The following is an 18967-nucleotide window of genomic DNA, read 5'->3' on the forward strand; positions in this document are numbered from 1 at the left end:
AGCTCCGACCGCTTGTAGGCGTATGGTTTCAGGATCTGTTTCACTCCGTTATTCACGGTTCTTTTCACCTTTCCCTCACGGTACTGGTTCACTATCGGTCTCTCAGGAGTATTTAGCCTTAGCGGATGGTCCCGCCAGTTTCAATCAAGGTTTCACGTGCCCCGACCTACTCAGGATACCACTATTCTTATCTTCTCTTACTTATACGGGACTATCACCCTCTTTGGTTTACCTTTCCAGGTAATTCTAATTAAATCCGCAAGAAATCTCGTGGTCCTACAACCCCAAAATTGCCGTAACAACTTTGGTTTGGGCTATTCCGCGTTCGCTCGCCACTACTTACGGAATCACTTTTGTTTTCTTCTCCTCCGCCTACTTAGATGTTTCAGTTCAGCGGGTTCGCCTCCTATACAGGATAGTATGTCTTCAACATACTGGGTTGCCCCATTCGGATATCTACGGATCAATTCGTGTGTGCCAATCCCCGTAGCTTTTCGCAGCTTATCACGTCCTTCTTCGCCTCTGAGAGCCTAGGCATTCCCCATACGCCCTTATTTTGCTTATGTGCTTACAATTCTTTCGAATCGTACTTTCTATATATTTCTATATCTTTTTTATTCTTTCTAACTGTTTTGTTAGTTAAGTTTTATCAATATGTCAATGAACTTGTGGCGAATCGTCACTGATAATTAAACCAGTTTTGATTTTATGCCGTAGTGGAGAATATCGGAGTCGAACCGATGACCTCCTGCGTGCAAGGCAGGCGCTCTAGCCAGCTGAGCTAATCCCCCGTCTCTAGTGTTTGGTTAACAGCTTACAGTTAACAGTAACTTTTGGGCGGTTAGTTTAACCTCTAGTATTTCCTTATCGAATTAGTAAATTAGTAGTCCCGGGCAGACTCGAACTGCCGACCCCTACATTATCAGTGTAGTACTCTAACCAGCTGAGCTACGAGACTCTGTATTACTTAATTCTTTTATTCTTTTTTTTGGTATTAACAGCGAGAGTAAAGTATCATACTTCTATAATTATTCTCTAGAAAGGAGGTGTTCCAGCCGCACCTTCCGGTACGGCTACCTTGTTACGACTTAGCCCTAGTTACTAGTTTTACCCTAGGCAGCTCCTTGCGGTCACCGACTTCAGGTACCCCCAGCTTCCATGGCTTGACGGGCGGTGTGTACAAGGCCCGGGAACGTATTCACCGGATCATGGCTGATATCCGATTACTAGCGATTCCAGCTTCATAGAGTCGAGTTGCAGACTCCAATCCGAACTGAGACAAGCTTTGGAGATTCGCATCCTGTTGCCAGGTAGCTGCTTTCTGTACTTGCCATTGTAGCACGTGTGTAGCCCAGGACGTAAGGGCCGTGATGATTTGACGTCATCCCCACCTTCCTCACGGTTTGCACCGGCAGTCTTGCTAGAGTCCCCGCCACTACGCGCTGGTAACTAACAATAGGGGTTGCGCTCGTTATAGGACTTAACCTGACACCTCACGGCACGAGCTGACGACAACCATGCAGCACCTTGTAAATTGTCCGAAGAAAAATCTGTTTCCAAATCTGTCAATCTACATTTAAGCCCTGGTAAGGTTCCTCGCGTATCATCGAATTAAACCACATGCTCCACCGCTTGTGCGGGCCCCCGTCAATTCCTTTGAGTTTCATTCTTGCGAACGTACTCCCCAGGTGGGATACTTATCACTTTCGCTTAGCCACTCAGTCCGAAAACCGAACAGCTAGTATCCATCGTTTACGGCGTGGACTACCAGGGTATCTAATCCTGTTCGCTCCCCACGCTTTCGTTCATCAGCGTCAATAAATACGTAGTAACCTGCCTTCGCAATTGGTATTCCATGTAATATCTAAGCATTTCACCGCTACACTACATATTCTAGTTACTTCCATACTATTCAAGCTCTGCAGTATCAATGGCAGTGTCCTAGTTAAGCTAGGAAATTTCACCACTGACTTACAAAGCCGCCTACGAACCCTTTAAACCCAATAATTCCGGATAACGCTCGGATCCTCCGTATTACCGCGGCTGCTGGCACGGAGTTAGCCGATCCTTATTCTTACAGTACCGTCAAGTCCCTACTCGTAGGGAGGTTTCTTCCTGTACAAAAGCAGTTTACAATCCATAGGACCGTCATCCTGCACGCGGCATGGCTGGTTCAGAGTTGCCTCCATTGACCAATATTCCTCACTGCTGCCTCCCGTAGGAGTCTGGTCCGTGTCTCAGTACCAGTGTGGGGGATCTCCCTCTCAGGACCCCTAATCATCGTTGCCTTGGTATGCCGTTACCACACCAACTAGCTAATGATACGCATGCCCATCTTATACCGATAAATCTTTATTATCAATACGATGCCATATCGATAAACCATGGAGCATTAATCCGAATTTCTTCGGGCTATTCCCCTGTATAAGGTAGGTTGCATACGCGTTACTCACCCGTGCGCCGGTCTCAAAAAAGCAAGCTCTTTCTACCCCTCGACTTGCATGTGTTAGGCCTGCCGCTAGCGTTCATCCTGAGCCAGGATCAAACTCTTCATCGTATATTTTTAATTTCGTAAATTAAAAAAGTATAATTCCAAATCTTAGCGATTTGCCTTACTCTCTTATTTGTATGCTGTCAATCCAATATGTTTATGAACGTGTCTTCTTATTTTATTCTCACTTGTTTTTCAAAGCGAGTGCAAAAGTAAAAACTTATTTTGAATTAGCAAAACTTTTTAAGAAAATATTTTTCTTTATTTTTTCGCTCAACTCCCGTTTTTACTGAAGCGGACTGCAAAGATACTACCTTATTTTTTACTTATCCAAATTTATTTTTGTAAATTTTTTAAAGCTTATTTTTAGTCGTTCTTGCTTCACTTTTTGTTTATGATCGTCTGCTCTTCGAGACATTGTTACCGTAGCAACTACTTCTCTAATGCGGATGCAAAAGTAGTGTCTTTTCTCTTACTTCCAAACTTATCTTTGTCTTTTTTTCAATGTTTTTAAAAAGTATTTCATAACTCATTATTATACCACCTTTTACAAGCGAAAGTTTTTTTGTCTTTTTTTAATGGTTATAGCGTTATGGCGTCTCTATACTATATATACGTAAGGTTGGACGGTAGAATGTATTTAATATTGTACTCTATTATATATATGTAATAATTGAGAATATACCTTCTTATGCCCTTTCTGTCTATTTCTAAATGTTACTTTATCCTACCCAAAGGTGTTTTATCTACTTTTTTGTAGTTGATCTACTTATATAGGTATGCTTTTTTAGAAGAAAAGTCCCTTATTATATGGCTATTATCTTGTTTCGAAGAAAAACAGATGTACTTTTTTTATTCTCACATTGAGTAATTATCATCGTAAACAATTGTCTATCAAAAAGTAAAGTAAATTACCAGTATTATCTTTCTAAAGCCAAAACACTTCTGTATCCCAGTAATAGCAAGCCTTTATGCCTACTTCTTCAACACCGCTTCAACATTTCTCCAAGATTGCTCTATCTGAGCACCTCTTTCTTGAAGCAATATTGAAAAGGTCTTGTCGCACTCTTGAAGAGGGGTAACTTATGATGACAATAAAAAAGCCCTAGACTATATAGTCCAGGGCTGTATATGAATATAAAACTATTCTAAAATATTATCTAATCGTAATCGTGCAGTTAGACAGATCTTCTATTATTGCTAAAGATTCTACTCTTACTCCTTGCTCTTCTATTAACTTACGTCCGTCTTGAAATGCTTTTTCTATAATGAATCCCATTCCTACTAAATTAGCACCAGACTGTTTTATTAAATCTAGTACTCCTAAAGCGGCATTACCATACGCTAAAAAGTCATCTACAAATAAAACATTGTCTGTAGGCTGAAGAAAATCATTACTTATAACTACATCATACGTTCTATCCTTAGTAAAAGAGTGTATCTGTGTATGTAACATATTCTCCATTGTGCTAGGTTTTTTCTTCTTAGCAAATACCACAGGAAGATTTAATAAATATCCTGTCATAATAGCTGGAGCAATCCCACTAGCCTCAATAGTCATAATTTTATTCACATTAGTTCCTGCAAATCTTCTTACGAATTCTACTCCAATAGATTTCATTAGTACAGGGTCCATCTGATGGTTGATAAAACTGTCTACTTTTAAAATTCCTCCTTCAAAACATCTTCCATCTTGCAAAATTCTCTCTCTTAATAATTCCATATATGTTGTGTTGTATAATTATAAAATGAAAAGGACGACTAAACTTCCTTTGAAAATTGCAAGCGAATTTACGCATAATCCTTTTATCCCTATCCTAGTTCCTTTAAATTCTTTACTCAAGCAAGAAAAAACAGTCTCTATTCTTCTATTAATTTATACCATCCTCTTAAAACTACGTCTTAACACAAAAATCACGACAATAAAAATAGCCCAATCGATCAAAGCACTTGCCCAATAAATACCATTAATCCCAAAAATACGGGGCACAACTAACATAATAGGAACATACAACACTAGCTGTCTAAAAAGCGCAACCAAACTAGCTGGCCTCGCATTCTCTACAGATGGAAACCAAACCATACCCATGAATATAGCTGGCAACACCAACAAAACACTCATATATACACGAAAATTAATCAATTGATCTATTGAAAATAATTGGTTTGGTATCATTAAGGATAAGACATCCTGAGGAAAAAACATTACTAAACACCAGAAGGGTAATAATAGCCCTACTCCAGTCCAAGTAAATAATACATATGATCGCTTAGTACGAACATAATTCTGGACACCATAATTCATCCCTGCTACTGGCTGAAGTGCACGCATCAATCCGAACATAGGTGTACACAATAATAAATAAAAACGATTAACAGCAGTAAAGAAGGTAATGTCACTATCTGTACCATACTTAGACAAGGCATTAAAAATGACTATATTCTGAATGACAACCATCACCATCATAATCATGGCAGGCATTCCTAGCTTAATAATAAATCTAGTAATCTGCTTATCATTAAAAAATGACCAAACATTAGTCTTAAAAGAAGATTTAGAAAAATGATAATACCCTATACCTAGAATAGTATAAACAATCATCGATACATTAGTAGCCCAAGCAGCACCAACTACCCCACCTCCTAATGTAGAGATAAAAATAGGCTTAAGTACTATATCGATTATTAACCCTATCGCTATCATTATAGCTGCAGTCTTCATCTTTCCTTCTGCGCGAATCATCATATTCAACGCTAAACCATGTACCCAAAAGAAAGTACCTAATAGAATAACCTTATAATACTGGGAAGCTAAAATAGCTATCTCCCCTCTGCCTCCCATCAAATAGATTAGTTCATCGGCAAAAATATAGGCGGGAAGCATAAAAGCCACGGAGAATAAAATGCTAAGAAAATTAACTGAACCTAAACATCTAGCCAAATTACTCTGATCATCTGCTCCTATCCAAATACTAATAGCGGCACCTGCACCCGTGCCTATAAGGCTACCGATAGCTTGTCCAATCTGTGCTAAAGGAAAAGCTATCCCAACAGCTGCCAATGCTGTATCATTAATCAGGTGCCCAACAAAGACACCGTCTAAAAAGTTATTTAGCCCAAATAAGACCATCGCTATAATAGCTGGCCAAGACATCTGCCACATCACATTAGGCAAATTGCCTTTTAAAATCAATTGTTTCTGTTTATCCATATTTATAAGTGAATGATTTAATAATTCTCACAGATAAACATTAGAAACAAGGATAAGAAGATTTCTTTCTTTACAACTTAGTCGCTTTTAGAATAACAAATGGACGTACAACAGCTTGTCCCAACTTATTAGTTGTATTCTCCATATACTGCCATTGTTCTATATTATAGAAACCAATATTAGTCAATAAACGAATAAGCCACTCTGTCTTATGAAAATGGAAGACTTCTTCTGTAGCAAAAGCTTGTTTTAGAGCAAAGTCCTTCTGAACGTAAAATACGATATATATCTTGAAAATACTTATTTGGCTCTTCCCAAAAATAAATAGTGTTGATCGAAAAGAAACCGTCAAAAGATTTGTCTTCAAAATCCATTCTTCCTGTATCATTCCCTAAAGACAATTTGACTTTACTTTCTTTTATTAGCTCTTTATTGAATTCGGCTGCTTCACTTAACATGACATCAGATAACTCAATACCTTCATAACTCAAGCTTTTTTCTTTAGAAAACAAATATGGCAAATGGCGACCATTACCAAACCCTAATTCTAGAATATGCATCCCTGCTTTAATGTTTAAGCGGTCAATAGTTTTATAAATCATATTGCTATTGGATGCATACATCCTATTTCCAACCCTAACTCCATCATCTCCACTAGGACATTTAAGCTGCTTTGCTAATTCAATATTATCCATTGGCTCCATATACTATAAATTTTGACCAAATATAGTTATTTAGAATTAATCTTAATAATTATATTTGTGCAAATTTCCTTCATGTAACTAAAATAGTTGTTACCTAAAAAGGAATAAACTTTACGCAAAACGGATTATTATGGAAATGATCATTAAGGACATCAATACAAAAGAGATCTTACTAGAGAAAAGATATCAAACTTTATGCTCAGAAACAGCTAATCTAGATAAATGTAAGACCATACGCATCCACAATGATATAGTAGAAAATAAAGTAACAGAGTACTATAATCAGAATTCTATTCTAATCTTCGGGATGATGAATATAAAAAAGGATATCTCTATAGAGATGTATACAGATGAACCATTTTATGAAATGCACTTTTGTATAAATGGTAGATCAGCCTTTAATTCGACTTACAACAATGTAAAGTTTAATAAAAATCAACACAACCTATATTTACAAAAAGAACTACAAGGTACTTTTAAACAAAATGAAAACAGCAATGAATATATGGAGGTACTATTCCCTCAAGACCATGTGGACTCCTTAATTAATCAATATGAAGGTCTGATCCCTCCTATCAATAAAACAAACAACCAGTTATTCCAAAACAATGCTTTAGTAAACGTAGAAATAAAAGCAGTTCTTACCGAAATTTATAACACAAATAGAACTGGTGTCATGAAACAATTATACTTAGATGTAAAGAGTAAAGAATTACTCCTATTACAATTCGAGCAATATATACGTTTAAATTCCAATAAGGATTTGACAAAAATATCTCTATCTGATAAACAAAAACTGGCAGAAGCTAAAGAACACATAGAACAAAACTATCAAGCCCCTCTTAGTTTATCAGAACTTGCACTAGAAGTGGGATTAAATGATTATAAACTAAAGAAAGGCTTCAAAGAGGTCTACAATACTACAATATTCGGATATGTGTATCAATTAAGAATGGAATACGCTCATAAATTGTTGCGCAACACAACTATACCTATCAAAGAAATAGCTCACTACTGTGGATATGAGCATGTACAACACTTCACTTCTGCCTTTAAACGTATGTATCAAACTACACCAGCTAAATACAGAGAAGCTTAGAATTTCTTCTTTAAGGGGCTTATCAAATTTCTTTTGAAAGCTCTGACTTCCTTTTTAGGATATGGTAGTTTAGTGATATCAACATCTCCTATCCCTTGAACTCTAACCATAATCTCAAGAAGAGTAATTTTAGCTCTAGTGTTCTCTTGTGTGATGACAAACTTAACCAGATCAGATTCATAGTAAACGCTATCTTTCTGTCCCTCTTCGACATCTAATAATCTACCTAGTACATATTAATCATTTAGTTCATAATGTATCAAATCATTAACCGAGTCAATTACAATAGGTCTTTGAACAGGAGTAAGTTTATTATTCCACTCCTGCACTTTTTCTACTTGAACTTCATTTAATTTTTGAATCAGTTCTCTCTTCGTTCCTTTAAAATAATACTCTTGGTCCTGAATAGGATAAAAAGTAGATACTTTAGGAATCTGAGAAGTTGCCATAAAAGAAAAAATAGAAAGATAAATCACTCCTACTTTGGCACTGCGATATGATCTATGGATAGTAATATTATTAAATACATAATAGGACAACACCACACTGACTAAAGCCATATAGTCAGTATAATCAACCACCCGTCCGATAGATAATCCAAAACCATTAAGCCATGATAACACAGGGGTAGATAAAGGACTTTTAAACCATATAAACAATAACACTGTACTTATATGAATACCTCTAGTATATTTTGGAAAAAAGGCAGACCAAAAAAATGGGAAGATAAATAGTCCTGTAAAATCTGATAGTTTGCCCGTTATCACATTAGAAAACTCTTCTTTCAACCAAAAATCATTACACAGAAGCAAAGCTAGGCATACTAAAAATAAAGGATGTAGAATCTTATTAGAATGTGTAACTATAGGCATCATAGACAGATTAAAAACTTAAAAGTAATAAAAAAACCCCAAGAGCGACAATCTTGGGGTTTTCTAACAAAAATAAACTAACAACTCAATAAACAACAAATACTTGAAGTACTGTATGATTACATTGAATCACATACATAACCTGCGACAACAAATAGTTATGTAATATTATTAATTACCTTAATAGGCTATATTCAAATCTTGGGTATCCACGTTCACCTTTTTCATTCATAAAGCTCAATACACGCATCTTATAGTAGTTGCCTTTTGAATCTTTAATTACGTAAAAGATATTAGTAAATAATTTTTTATCATTCGCTACGTCCCTCCATGTACCACCTATAGTACGTAAATCTAAAGATAGTGCGCTTTTATCTACATCAGCTAAAGAGAAATTCTTATACATTGTTTTATCCTTTTCAGGTATTGTAACTTTATAAGCAGTAACACCCGCATATCTATTGTTTACAATAAAATCTGAATAACCATAAGAACCTTTAGGATCTCCGTTTTGATCAACTGTATTTGTAAATACAGTAAAGTTTAAATCCCATTTTTGTTTACTTGGTTCAACATTAACAATCTTATTAGTATCGAAACTAAAGAAAACAAAGTTATAAGATGAATTCTTCTCTATAAACACTTCCTTATGTGTACTATCATTTAAATCTGCATACTGCAGTAGATAACCTTGATCTTTTCTTAGTATTCTAATCTTCTTCCATCCTCTTGTATCACCAGTTACATTTACAGAACCTGCAGCAACACTAGAAGCACCAGGTTTAAAACCTAAGTTTACTAAATAAACTTTATTTTCATCAGGGTTAAGTTTTACCTCCTTAATTGCTGTTGCTGATAATTCACCAGTAGGAGCATCTATATAAGCAACATTAGCTGGATCAAATGTACCTATCTGTACCTGAGTTTTTAGACTCGTTACATCACTTTCTCTCACTTTATCAATATCTGTACTTGATAAAGCACTTGTAGCCATATAAATAGATCCGTTCAATTTAACTCTAAACTCTTTATCTGCATAAAAGGCTAAGTCCCAAGAATCACGTTGTACAAGATACATTGCCTTTCCTCCTAAATCTACGTATACTTGTTTAGGTTGGCTCGGTCCACCAATAGCAGGCATTAAAAGACCTCCAATAGCTGTATCAAAACTAACCACCATCACATTATATCCTTGAATCTTAGGTTCTTTTATTGAATAATTAACCTTCACTATATCAAACTGGACTGTCTTATCAGAACGATCATAAGGATATATTAGGTTATTAAATACAAAATTCACTTTTCGATCGCCTTTAGCGAAAGGAATAGTTAATATACCCGCTTTAGCACTTGGAATAGTATTATAATCTACATCATATCTTGCATTTACTTCAGAAACTCTCATCTCAATACTACCCGCTTCGGCAGCCGGTTCAGAAAAAATCACATTTAATTCTTTCTTTTCTACGATTTCTCCATAACTGATAGATTGTTCTTCATAAGCTACAATAAAATCCCTTGTGTCACTATTACCATTCTTAGAATCCTTTTCACATGATATCATCATAAAAAGAGATACAATAAATATGCTAATATGTAATAAACGTCTCATCATCATTAAAAACCTAATTTATATTGTAATTTTACAAAGAAGCTTCTTCCATATCCCAGTGGTTGTGAAGGAGAAGAAGAGCTATGCGCTGTTCCAGAACTTGTTGTTGATGTTAAATCTTTAACATCAAATATATTTCTTACCCCAACTGTTGCAAACAACATATTCTTAAAGAAAGGCTGGCGGACACTAAAATCCATCCAAGAATAGCTTTCTTGCTTTCCTTTCATATAGTATTCACCAAAAAGATCTGACTCCATCTTATAACGATACTCTTCCCCATTAAATTTATAATATAACGAGAACATAGTCCCTGTAGATGGCAACTTATAACTAACATTAGCTGTCACTTCAGGAGTATATAAGAATTTATCTGTATCACTAGGAGCACCATATATTTGCTGAGCAGCCCCTGAATAAGTAAAACCAAGACCTACATCTAATGTTTTCCAACGCAATTGATTCAAGAAAGTTACTCCTATATTTCTATAACGATTAACATTATGATATTTATACTTAAGTCCTGATGGATCAATAATCTGAATTACATCAATCTTATCTTGTACATTCAAAAAACGTCCAGTCAAACTACTACTAAATTCAATATCTTCACTAAATTCTACTGCCTTTTTAATATTCAAAAAGAACGTCTTCCCTTTCTCAGGATTTAAATTTGGATTACCTTGTAAATCATGATTAACGTCTACAAAATACGTATATAACTCTTCATAATTAGGCAAACGAGGTGATGTGCCTACAGTAGCACGAATCTCATAATTATTTGGCAATACATATTTAAGCATTAAACTCATAGCATGCTGACTGTCAAAAGTATTTGAAGTCATTAAACGGTATCCAGGACGAATCATGAAATTAGGCATAACGTCAATCTCTGATGAAGCATAAAAATCATAACTTCCTAAAGATCTGCTTTGAGGAGATTCTCCTAATGATTCGCTCATTAATGAATACCCTTTACTATTCGCTACTTCATATCCTACTTGGAATCTAGCTCTCTCCCATTTAATAAAATCACTAAAAGTTCCCCTCGAAAAGAACACTTCTCTACTTTCACTTTTATATGAGTTTTTATCAAATTTCTCGTCATACTTAATTCTATATCTATAAAAATCTATCTCCCTCTCTTGTTTCTGATAAGTAAAAGACAAATCAAAACGGAAAAGATCTTGAAATTTACCAGAAGTATTTAGAACGTTAGACCATCTCTTTGTATTCGTAATACGATCTTTAGCAATAGGATCAATCGTTTCAAACACAGGATCCTCGTTTACCTCGAAGGTCTTACTATAATCCTTCATTCTCTCATCAAAGTATTCGAACTTATAGAATACACGATAAGACTTATGGTGGTAATTCAGAAGAGCCTTTACATTATTTTGATTCTTTGGTAACCATTCGTGCCCCCTTTTATCCTCATCTCCATAATAAGTAAACCCTTTTCTATCATTAAACCATCCTTTAAAATCATTATGAGTATAACTAACACTTGCATATAAATTATCATTTATATTATGTCCTATCGTTAGCCCCTGAATATGCTTTCCTTTATTCTTCAAATTATATTCATCACCAACAGTCTCTTCTTGTGTAAAGAAATTTACGTTCCAATCATGAATATTATTTTTCTTAGTAATGATATTTATAATTCCTGTTACTGCATTGGCTCCATAGTCAACCCCCATGGCTCCTTCTACAATTTCTACTTGTTCAATATCATCTAAGTTAATCTGAGTAAGGTCTGTATTATTACCAAAGCCTTCATCAGAAATCATAGGTACATTATCCACTAGTATCGTAAAATACTGGGCGTCTAAACCAAACATCTTCACAGTAGATCTACCTGTACCAGCATTTGGTAGTATAGATATATTCATCACTTGATTTAATGCGTCAGCTAATGTTACTGCCCCTAAATTTTCTAAACGTTGCCTATTCAGAACTGTCACATTATTAACAGCCTTATTTATAGATTGTGGACTATACTGTCCAGAGATAACAATTTCTCCAAGATTAGCATTGGGTGGCGTTATAGTATCTTGTACTTGAGCAAAAGTAAATGCTGGAATTGCACAAAAAGCACTCAGTACAAATATGGTATTACGCTTCATTTATTCTTTTTGTTTTTTATTTAGATGATTTCTTGATTGCAAAGATAGAAAAATATCTTATTTAAAATGAATTTAAATAATTATTTTGTAAATAAAAAAACGAAGCTATTGCTTCGTTTTCAGTATATCAAAATAAATATCTATCTAATTCTTAGGTAAGAACACTTCTGCCATCATACAACGAGCACTTCCACCACCACAAGCTTCTATAGTATCTAAGCTACTATGTAAGATTGGACAATGCTTTTCTATTGCTTTTATTTGATTAGCGTCTAAACTATTATAAGCTTGCGTTGACATTACTAAATAACGTTGATCGTTTGCTCCTTTTACTTGTAACATATTACCAGCAAAATTATTAACTTGTTCTTCCGTAATAGTAATAACTTCTTTTCCTGTGCTCTTTAAACTATTTAAGACTGTTTTTCTCTCTTGTTTATCATCAATACAATCTGCGCAAATTACAGCAAATGTTTCGGCTAAACACATCATAACATTAGTGTGATAGATATGTTTTCTTTCTCCATCTACTGTTTGAAACGCTTCAAAAATTACCGGGTCTGTCTCAAAATCTTCACAAAACTCAATAACTAAACCTTCATCAGCACGTGGTGACAATGCACAATACGTCTTTTCATTAGCTCTATCTAACAATAAACTTCCTGTTCCTTCTAAGAATAAATCATCTTCTTCCGCCGACGTATAATCCCATATATCATCATCAATTACAAAGCCCTCTTTCTCCAAGATATCAAATATATCTTCTCTTCTCTCCAGCCTTCTATTCTCAGCAAACATTGGGTAAAGAACTACTTCTCCACTTTCGTGAAAAGAAATCCAGTTATTCGGGAAAATACTATCTGGTGTATCAGGATCTACAGTATCTTCTACTACAATAACATTAACTCCAACAGCTCTTAATTTTTCTACGAAAGCATCAAACTCTTGTTGAGCTTTTGCATTAACTGTAGCAGGAGTTGTATTATCAAGTACTTTTTGATAATAGTTATTTACTGCAGTTTGTTCGTTCATACGAAACGCCACAGGGCGAATCATTAATATTGTATTAGTAGTTTGATTCATAACATATATTTTAATCACGTATCAAAGGTAATGTAGAACATCTTAATAACCCCTCTTGTTTTGCAATTTCTGCATAAGGAATCTCTTCTACAACGAAATTATTATCTCTTAACCAATTATTCAGTCTTGTGAAATTACGTTCAGACACAATAACTTCTGGGCTAATAGAAAATACATTCGAAAACATATGATACATTTCTTCTCTTTCAATGTGGAATAAGTTGTCTTTACCGAAAATTTCAACTAATTGATAGTATTCTTTCTCATCATAAAAACCACCTTTATAGATTATTCCTTTATCATTTCCGATTGGTTGAAAACAACAATCTAAATGCAATGCATTATCACGAGGTTCTGTTCTAGACTTCACCAAGTCAAATGATAAAACTGTTTTATTAGGGAATAATTCTTTAATAAAATCAACACCTAGTTGATTTGTTCTTGCTGTAATATATTCTTTATAATCTGGACGCTTATAGCTTCCTATAAAAATATAATCATTCCATGGCATTACATCTCCTCCTTCAAAGTGTACTTCTTCTGGAGCAGAGATTATAGATGCAGGATTAATTTGATCTAACACATACTGTATTGCATGTAATTCACGATCTCTATCTGGTAGGATATTCGCTTTAATGAATTTATCTTCAATCACAAATCCAATATCACGAGTAAAAATTTGATTGTAGTCTTCAATGATTTCAGGTCTATACACCTTTACATCATATTTTTCGAATACTTTATTAAAAGCATCCATTTCTTGAATCATGTCAGATTCTACAGGATAAGTACCTGCTTTAATATGCTCTAACGACTTAGGGTCGTAAGCTTCTTCTACTGTAGGTGTGGGTCCGATACTATTAGCTGTACCTAGGACCACAGCCCGCAATCTCGAGGTTTCATTCTTAACGTTTAACTTAAGCATAAATATTGATTTTCCACAAATATAACAAAATACTCTCTACTTAATTCTTTACAAAATAAAAAAGGCACCCTTAATTAGGGTGCCTCCTCAACAAATATAAAATAAATATTATTTTCTATCTTTCATAGGAACAAATGTTCTTAATGCTTCACCAACATATAACTGTCTAGGTCTTCCAATTGGCTCTTTATTAATTCTCATTTCTTTCCACTGAGCGATCCATCCTGGTAAACGTCCAATAGCAAACATAACTGTGAACATTTCAGTAGGGATACCTAAAGCTCTATAAATAATTCCTGAGTAGAAGTCAACATTAGGATATAAGTGTCTTTCTACGAAATAAGGATCTTTAAGCGCTGCTTCTTCTAATTTTTTAGCAATATCTAAAACAGGGTCATCAACACCTAATTTTCCTAATACTTCATCAGCTGCTTTTTTGATGATTCTAGCTCTTGGGTCAAAGTTTTTATAAACTCTGTGTCCGAATCCCATTAAACGGAAAGAATCGTCTTTATCTTTAGCTTTGTTTAAATATTTCTCAACATCACCTCCATCATTCTGAATTGCTTCAAGCATTTCTAATACAGCTTGATTAGCTCCCCCGTGTAATGGACCCCATAAAGCAGAAACACCAGCAGATACAGATGCAAATAATCCTGCATGAGAAGAACCTACCATACGTACTGTAGATGTAGAACAGTTTTGTTCATGATCAGCATGTAAGATAAATAATTTATCAATTGCATTTTTTATAATTGGATCGATTTCATAAGGTTCTGTTGGCAAAGCAAACATCAATCTTAAGAAGTTATCCACATAGCTCTTAGTGTTATCATAATAGTTTAAAGGATATCCTTTAGCTTTTCTATAGGTCCAAGTTGCTATTACTAAGAATTTACTCATTGTCTTACATACAGCCTCATATAATGACTTAGAACAATCAGCATCCACTACTTTAGGATTAAATGCAGTTAAAGCACTAGTCAAAGAAGCTAACACTCCCATTGGGTGTGCCGTCTTAGGAAACCCATCAATGATATTCTTCATTTCTTCATTAACTAATGAATACTTTCTAATATCATTCTCGAATTTTTCTATTTGTTCTTGAGTTGGTAATTCACCGAAGATAATCAAATAAGAAACTTCTAAGAAGTTAGAATATTCTGCTAATTCTTCAATAGAATACCCTCTGTATCTCAAGATTCCTTCTTCTCCATCTAAGAATGTAATTGCACTCTTGCATGCACCAGAATTTTTATAACCTGGGTCATAAGTAATAGCTCCAGTTAAAGCACGTAATTTCAATACATCAATTGCTACTTCATTCTCAGTACCAACTAATACAGGAAACTCATGTCTTTTACCGTCAACCTCTATATAAGCTGTTTTAGACATATTGTTATTATTTTATTTTTTCTATAAGTTTTACTCACTACTAGCAAACATACTCTAGTAATTTTTCAGTAGGAAAGATAGGAATTATTATGCATACATACAAGTCATATTCGTAAAGTAATCATTAAAAATGAACAAAAAACCTCATTTTAGAGACTAACAAAACGAATGAAAAAATAAGGCATACTAAATAATCATAAATACATTGGATTAGTTAAAAAAAAACATTATTCACAATAATTTATTTTTACAAAATACCAGCATAACCGTGCCCATGTACTATAAAATAAAAAAGCGGTAGATATGATATCATATCTACCGCTTTTTATTTATAAAGGATTATCTTTTTACTTTAAAAGCATTCCCCTGAGGATAATAAGCGATATCACCTAATTCTTCCTCTATTCTTAATAATTGATTATACTTAGCCATACGATCAGATCTAGACGCAGAACCAGTTTTAATTTGTCCACAATTAAGAGCAACAGCTAAATCAGCAATAGTACTATCTTCTGTTTCACCTGAACGGTGAGACATAACAGAAGTAAATCCAGCATTCTTAGCCATGTTAACAGCAGCTATAGTCTCAGTAAGTGTTCCTATCTGATTTACTTTAATCAAAATAGAGTTACCAATACCTTCATTAACACCACGCTCAAGTCTAGCTACATTAGTAACGAATAAATCATCACCTACTAACTGAACTTTATCACCAATCTTATCCGTTAAATACTTCCAACCATCCCAATCATCTTCATACATACCATCTTCAATAGATACTATTGGATACTTCTCAACTAACTCAGCTAAGTAATCAGCTTGCTCTTGAGAAGTACGAACTTTACCTAATTCACCTTCGAATTTAGTATAATCATATTTACCATCTACATAGAACTCAGAAGCCGCACAATCCAAAGCGATCATAATCTCATCTCCAAATCTATAGCCTGCATTCTCAACTGCTAATTTAATAGAATCAAGAGCATCTTCAGTACCTTTTAATGTAGGAGCAAAACCTCCTTCGTCACCTACTGCTGTACTTAATCCTCTCTCGTGTAAAACGTTCTTCAAATGATGGAATATCTCAGTCCCCATTTGCATAGCATGTGTAAAAGTAATTGCTTTTACAGGCATGATCATAAACTCTTGAAATGCAATAGGAGCATCAGAGTGAGACCCACCATTAATAATATTCATCATTGGAACTGGTAGCGTGTTTGCAGAAACACCACCTACATAACGATATAATGGCATTCTTAACTCATTTGCTGCTGCTTTAGCTACTGCTAAAGAAACACCTAAAATAGCATTCGCTCCTAAATTTCCTTTATTACTAGTACCATCTAATTCAATCATCAATTGGTCAATAGTATTCTGTTCGAAAACACTAACACCTACGATGTGCTCAGCAATTACATTGTTAACGTTATCAACAGCTTTTAATACTCCTTTACCTAAGAAAGCTTTACCACCATCGCGTAACTCTACTGCTTCGTGCTCACCCGTAGAAGCTCCAGATGGAACAGCAGCACGACCTAACATACCACTTTCAGTAATAACATCTACTTCTACTGTAGGATTCCCTCTAGAATCTAATATTTGACGTGCATGCACACTAATAATTGTACTCATAAATTGTGTCTTAAAATTTAGTATAAACAAATTTACAACTTTAATTGAACTTACTTAATACAGATAAGAAATAAAGTTTATATATAACGAAAGGAACTACACTGTAGCTCCTTTATTATTTTTTATATTCTCGACAAACTCATCAAATAAATATCTTGAATCATGTGGTCCAGGACTTGATTCAGGATGATATTGTACAGAGAAAACATTCTTATTTTTCATCTTCATACCAGCAACAGTACCATCGTTTAAATGCACATGAGTTAGCTCAAGATTATCATGCTTACTTAGCTCCTCCTTATTAATTGCAAAACCATGATTCTGTGATGTGATTTCACCTTGAGTAGAACCTAAATTCATAACAGGATGGTTCACTCCGCGGTGTCCGCTAAACATCTTAAAAGTACTCACACCTTGAGACAAGCCGATTAATTGATGGCCTAAACAAATACCGAAAACAGGAAGCCCTGAATCTATAACTTTATTAACCGTGTCAAGAACTCCTAATTTTGCTAAAGCTTGTGGATCACCAGGTCCGTTAGATAGGAAATATCCATCAGCACCAAATGCTACTAATTCATCATAAGAAACATTGTAAGGAAACACCTTTACATAACAATCTCTCTCTTCGAAACAACGCAAAATATTTGTTTTAATACCAAAATCAACTGCCGCAATTTTATGAGACGCATCAGGATTACCAAAGTAGTAAGCTTCTTTAGTAGATACTTTAGAAGACAACTCTAAACCTTCCATTGAAGGAACGTTCTCTAACATCACTTTTAACTCCTCAATTGATTTACCATCTGTTGAGATGATAGCATTCATAGCACCGTTGTCTCTAATATGAGCGGTAAGAGCACGTGTATCAACATCAGAAATAGCTATAAGATTAGCCTTTTCCAAATAAGTCAATAAATCCGATTCTGAATTTGGACGTGAATGATAATAACTAAAGTTTTTACAAACTAAACCAGAAATCTTAATTCCATCAGAATCAACTTCGTCAACATTAACCCCATAGTTACCAATATGAGCAGTTGTTGATAACATGATTTGACCGAAGTAAGAAGGATCTGTAAAGATTTCTTGATAACCTGTCATTCCAGTGTTAAAACAAATCTCTCCGAATGCTGTACCTTCTACACCAACCGACTTACCAAAAAAAACAGTTCCATCTTTTAAAACTAAAACCGCCTTCTTTCTTTCTGAATATTCCATTGTATTGTTGTGTTGTATTAATTTTTAGCAAAAATAAAAAAAAAAGGACATCCTTATAAAGAATGTCCTTAATATTATAAATAACAAAAATAAATTTTGTTGATACTATTCATTAGTTTCAGCTTCATTAGAAGTTGCCTCAGTCGCAGGAGCTTCAGCAGCTTTCTTTTTACCTCTACGAGTAGATGATTTTTTAGCTTCTTTCTTAGCAACGTTGTATAATTCGTTGAAGTCAACGAATTCAATCATAGCCATATCAGCGTTATCTCCTAAACGATTACCTAACTTAATAATACGAGTATATCCACCTGGACGATCTCCTACTTTTTGAGCTACTTCTCTAAATAGTTCAGTAACTGCGTCTTTGTCTCTCAAATAAGAGAAAACAACACGACGGTTATGAGTATCGTCAGTTTTAGCTTTAGTTACTAATGGCTCAATAAACTGCTTTAAAGCTTTAGCTTTAGCTACAGTAGTATTGATACGCTTGTGCTCGATTAAAGAACAAGCCATATTAGCAAGCATAGAGTTTCTATGTCCTGCTTTTCTACCTAAGTGATTTATTTTCTTTCCGTGTCTCATTTCTTACTAGA

The 18967-nt window shown here is 34.6% G+C and carries 13 protein-coding genes, 2 tRNA genes and 2 rRNA genes (1 of these 17 cut by a window edge); 1 reads left to right on the top strand and 16 read right to left on the bottom strand.

All coding sequences use genetic code 11. The features are described 5' to 3' along the window. The 7 genes from E0Z07_RS02250 to E0Z07_RS02280 all read right to left on the bottom strand — a co-directional run. Window positions 1-566, bottom strand: a 23S ribosomal RNA gene (locus E0Z07_RS02250); it reaches 2329 nt to the left of the window's first position. Between the two features lie 151 nt (window positions 567-717). Continuing rightward, a tRNA-Ala gene (locus tag E0Z07_RS02255) sits at window positions 718-791 on the bottom strand. A gap of 93 nt (window positions 792-884) precedes the next feature. Next, a tRNA-Ile gene (locus E0Z07_RS02260) sits at window positions 885-958 on the bottom strand. Window positions 959-1039: 81 nt separating this feature from the next. Then, window positions 1040-2557, bottom strand: a 16S ribosomal RNA gene (locus E0Z07_RS02265). Together the 16S and 23S rRNA genes with 2 tRNA genes alongside form the textbook arrangement of a ribosomal RNA operon. Before the next feature lie 1090 nt (window positions 2558-3647). Next, entirely contained in the window at window positions 3648-4214 is a 567-nt protein-coding gene (xpt, locus tag E0Z07_RS02270) for a xanthine phosphoribosyltransferase (protein WP_006259458.1), read from the bottom strand. 153 nt (window positions 4215-4367) lie between these two features. Then, window positions 4368-5702: an MATE family efflux transporter gene (locus E0Z07_RS02275; protein WP_006259459.1), complete on the bottom strand. Its 1335-nt coding sequence runs from the start codon at window positions 5700-5702 to the stop codon at window positions 4368-4370. Between the two features lie 209 nt (window positions 5703-5911). Continuing rightward, window positions 5912-6406: a class I SAM-dependent methyltransferase gene (locus E0Z07_RS02280; RefSeq protein WP_233446007.1), complete on the bottom strand. Its 495-nt coding sequence runs from the start codon at window positions 6404-6406 to the stop codon at window positions 5912-5914. Between the two features lie 130 nt (window positions 6407-6536). Between E0Z07_RS02280 and E0Z07_RS02285 the strand changes: the two genes are divergently transcribed. Next, entirely contained in the window at window positions 6537-7505 is a 969-nt protein-coding gene (locus E0Z07_RS02285) for an AraC family transcriptional regulator (RefSeq protein ID WP_006259461.1), read from the top strand. A 236-nt stretch (window positions 7506-7741) separates the two neighbouring features. Here E0Z07_RS02285 and E0Z07_RS02290 read toward each other — a convergent pair whose 3' ends face one another. The 9 genes from E0Z07_RS02290 to rplQ all read right to left on the bottom strand — a co-directional run bounded on the left by E0Z07_RS02290 (window position 7742) and on the right by rplQ (window position 18956). After that, window positions 7742-8380 carry a hypothetical protein gene (locus E0Z07_RS02290; RefSeq protein ID WP_006259462.1) on the bottom strand — a complete coding sequence of 213 codons (639 nt, stop codon included), beginning with the start codon at window positions 8378-8380 and terminating at the stop codon, window positions 7742-7744. A gap of 172 nt (window positions 8381-8552) precedes the next feature. Next, a complete protein-coding gene (locus E0Z07_RS02295) occupies window positions 8553-9995 on the bottom strand; it encodes an HmuY family protein (protein ID WP_006259463.1) in 1443 nt (480 codons plus the stop codon). After that, on the bottom strand, window positions 9995-12118 hold the full coding sequence (locus E0Z07_RS02300) for a TonB-dependent receptor plug domain-containing protein (protein WP_016650416.1): 2124 nt from the start codon (window positions 12116-12118) through the stop codon (window positions 9995-9997). Before E0Z07_RS02300 ends, E0Z07_RS02295 begins: the two co-directional genes overlap by 1 nt. A gap of 144 nt (window positions 12119-12262) precedes the next feature. Further along, window positions 12263-13201 (bottom strand): citrulline utilization hydrolase CtlX, encoded by a 939-nt coding sequence (gene ctlX, locus E0Z07_RS02305; RefSeq protein ID WP_006259465.1) that lies wholly within the window; start codon window positions 13199-13201, stop codon window positions 12263-12265. Window positions 13202-13211: 10 nt separating this feature from the next. After that, on the bottom strand, window positions 13212-14126 hold the full coding sequence (locus E0Z07_RS02310; RefSeq protein WP_006259466.1) for a dimethylarginine dimethylaminohydrolase family protein: 915 nt from the start codon (window positions 14124-14126) through the stop codon (window positions 13212-13214). A 108-nt stretch (window positions 14127-14234) separates the two neighbouring features. Further along, window positions 14235-15521: a citrate synthase gene (locus tag E0Z07_RS02315; protein ID WP_006259467.1), complete on the bottom strand. Its 1287-nt coding sequence runs from the start codon at window positions 15519-15521 to the stop codon at window positions 14235-14237. A 339-nt stretch (window positions 15522-15860) separates the two neighbouring features. After that, the gene (gene eno, locus E0Z07_RS02320) at window positions 15861-17153 is read right to left on the bottom strand and encodes a phosphopyruvate hydratase (RefSeq protein WP_006259468.1); all 1293 of its coding nucleotides are present in this window, start codon (window positions 17151-17153) and stop codon (window positions 15861-15863) included. Between the two features lie 96 nt (window positions 17154-17249). Further along, entirely contained in the window at window positions 17250-18374 is a 1125-nt protein-coding gene (gene carA / locus E0Z07_RS02325; protein ID WP_006259469.1) for a glutamine-hydrolyzing carbamoyl-phosphate synthase small subunit, read from the bottom strand. Window positions 18375-18479: 105 nt separating this feature from the next. Then, complete coding sequence (rplQ, locus tag E0Z07_RS02330; RefSeq protein WP_006259470.1) at window positions 18480-18956, bottom strand: 50S ribosomal protein L17; 477 nt, start codon at window positions 18954-18956, stop codon at window positions 18480-18482. Window positions 18957-18967 lie beyond the last annotated feature (11 nt).

The sequence above is a fragment of the Myroides odoratimimus genome, from assembly GCF_004337635.1.
GTDB lineage: Bacteria > Bacteroidota > Bacteroidia > Flavobacteriales > Flavobacteriaceae > Flavobacterium > Flavobacterium odoratimimum.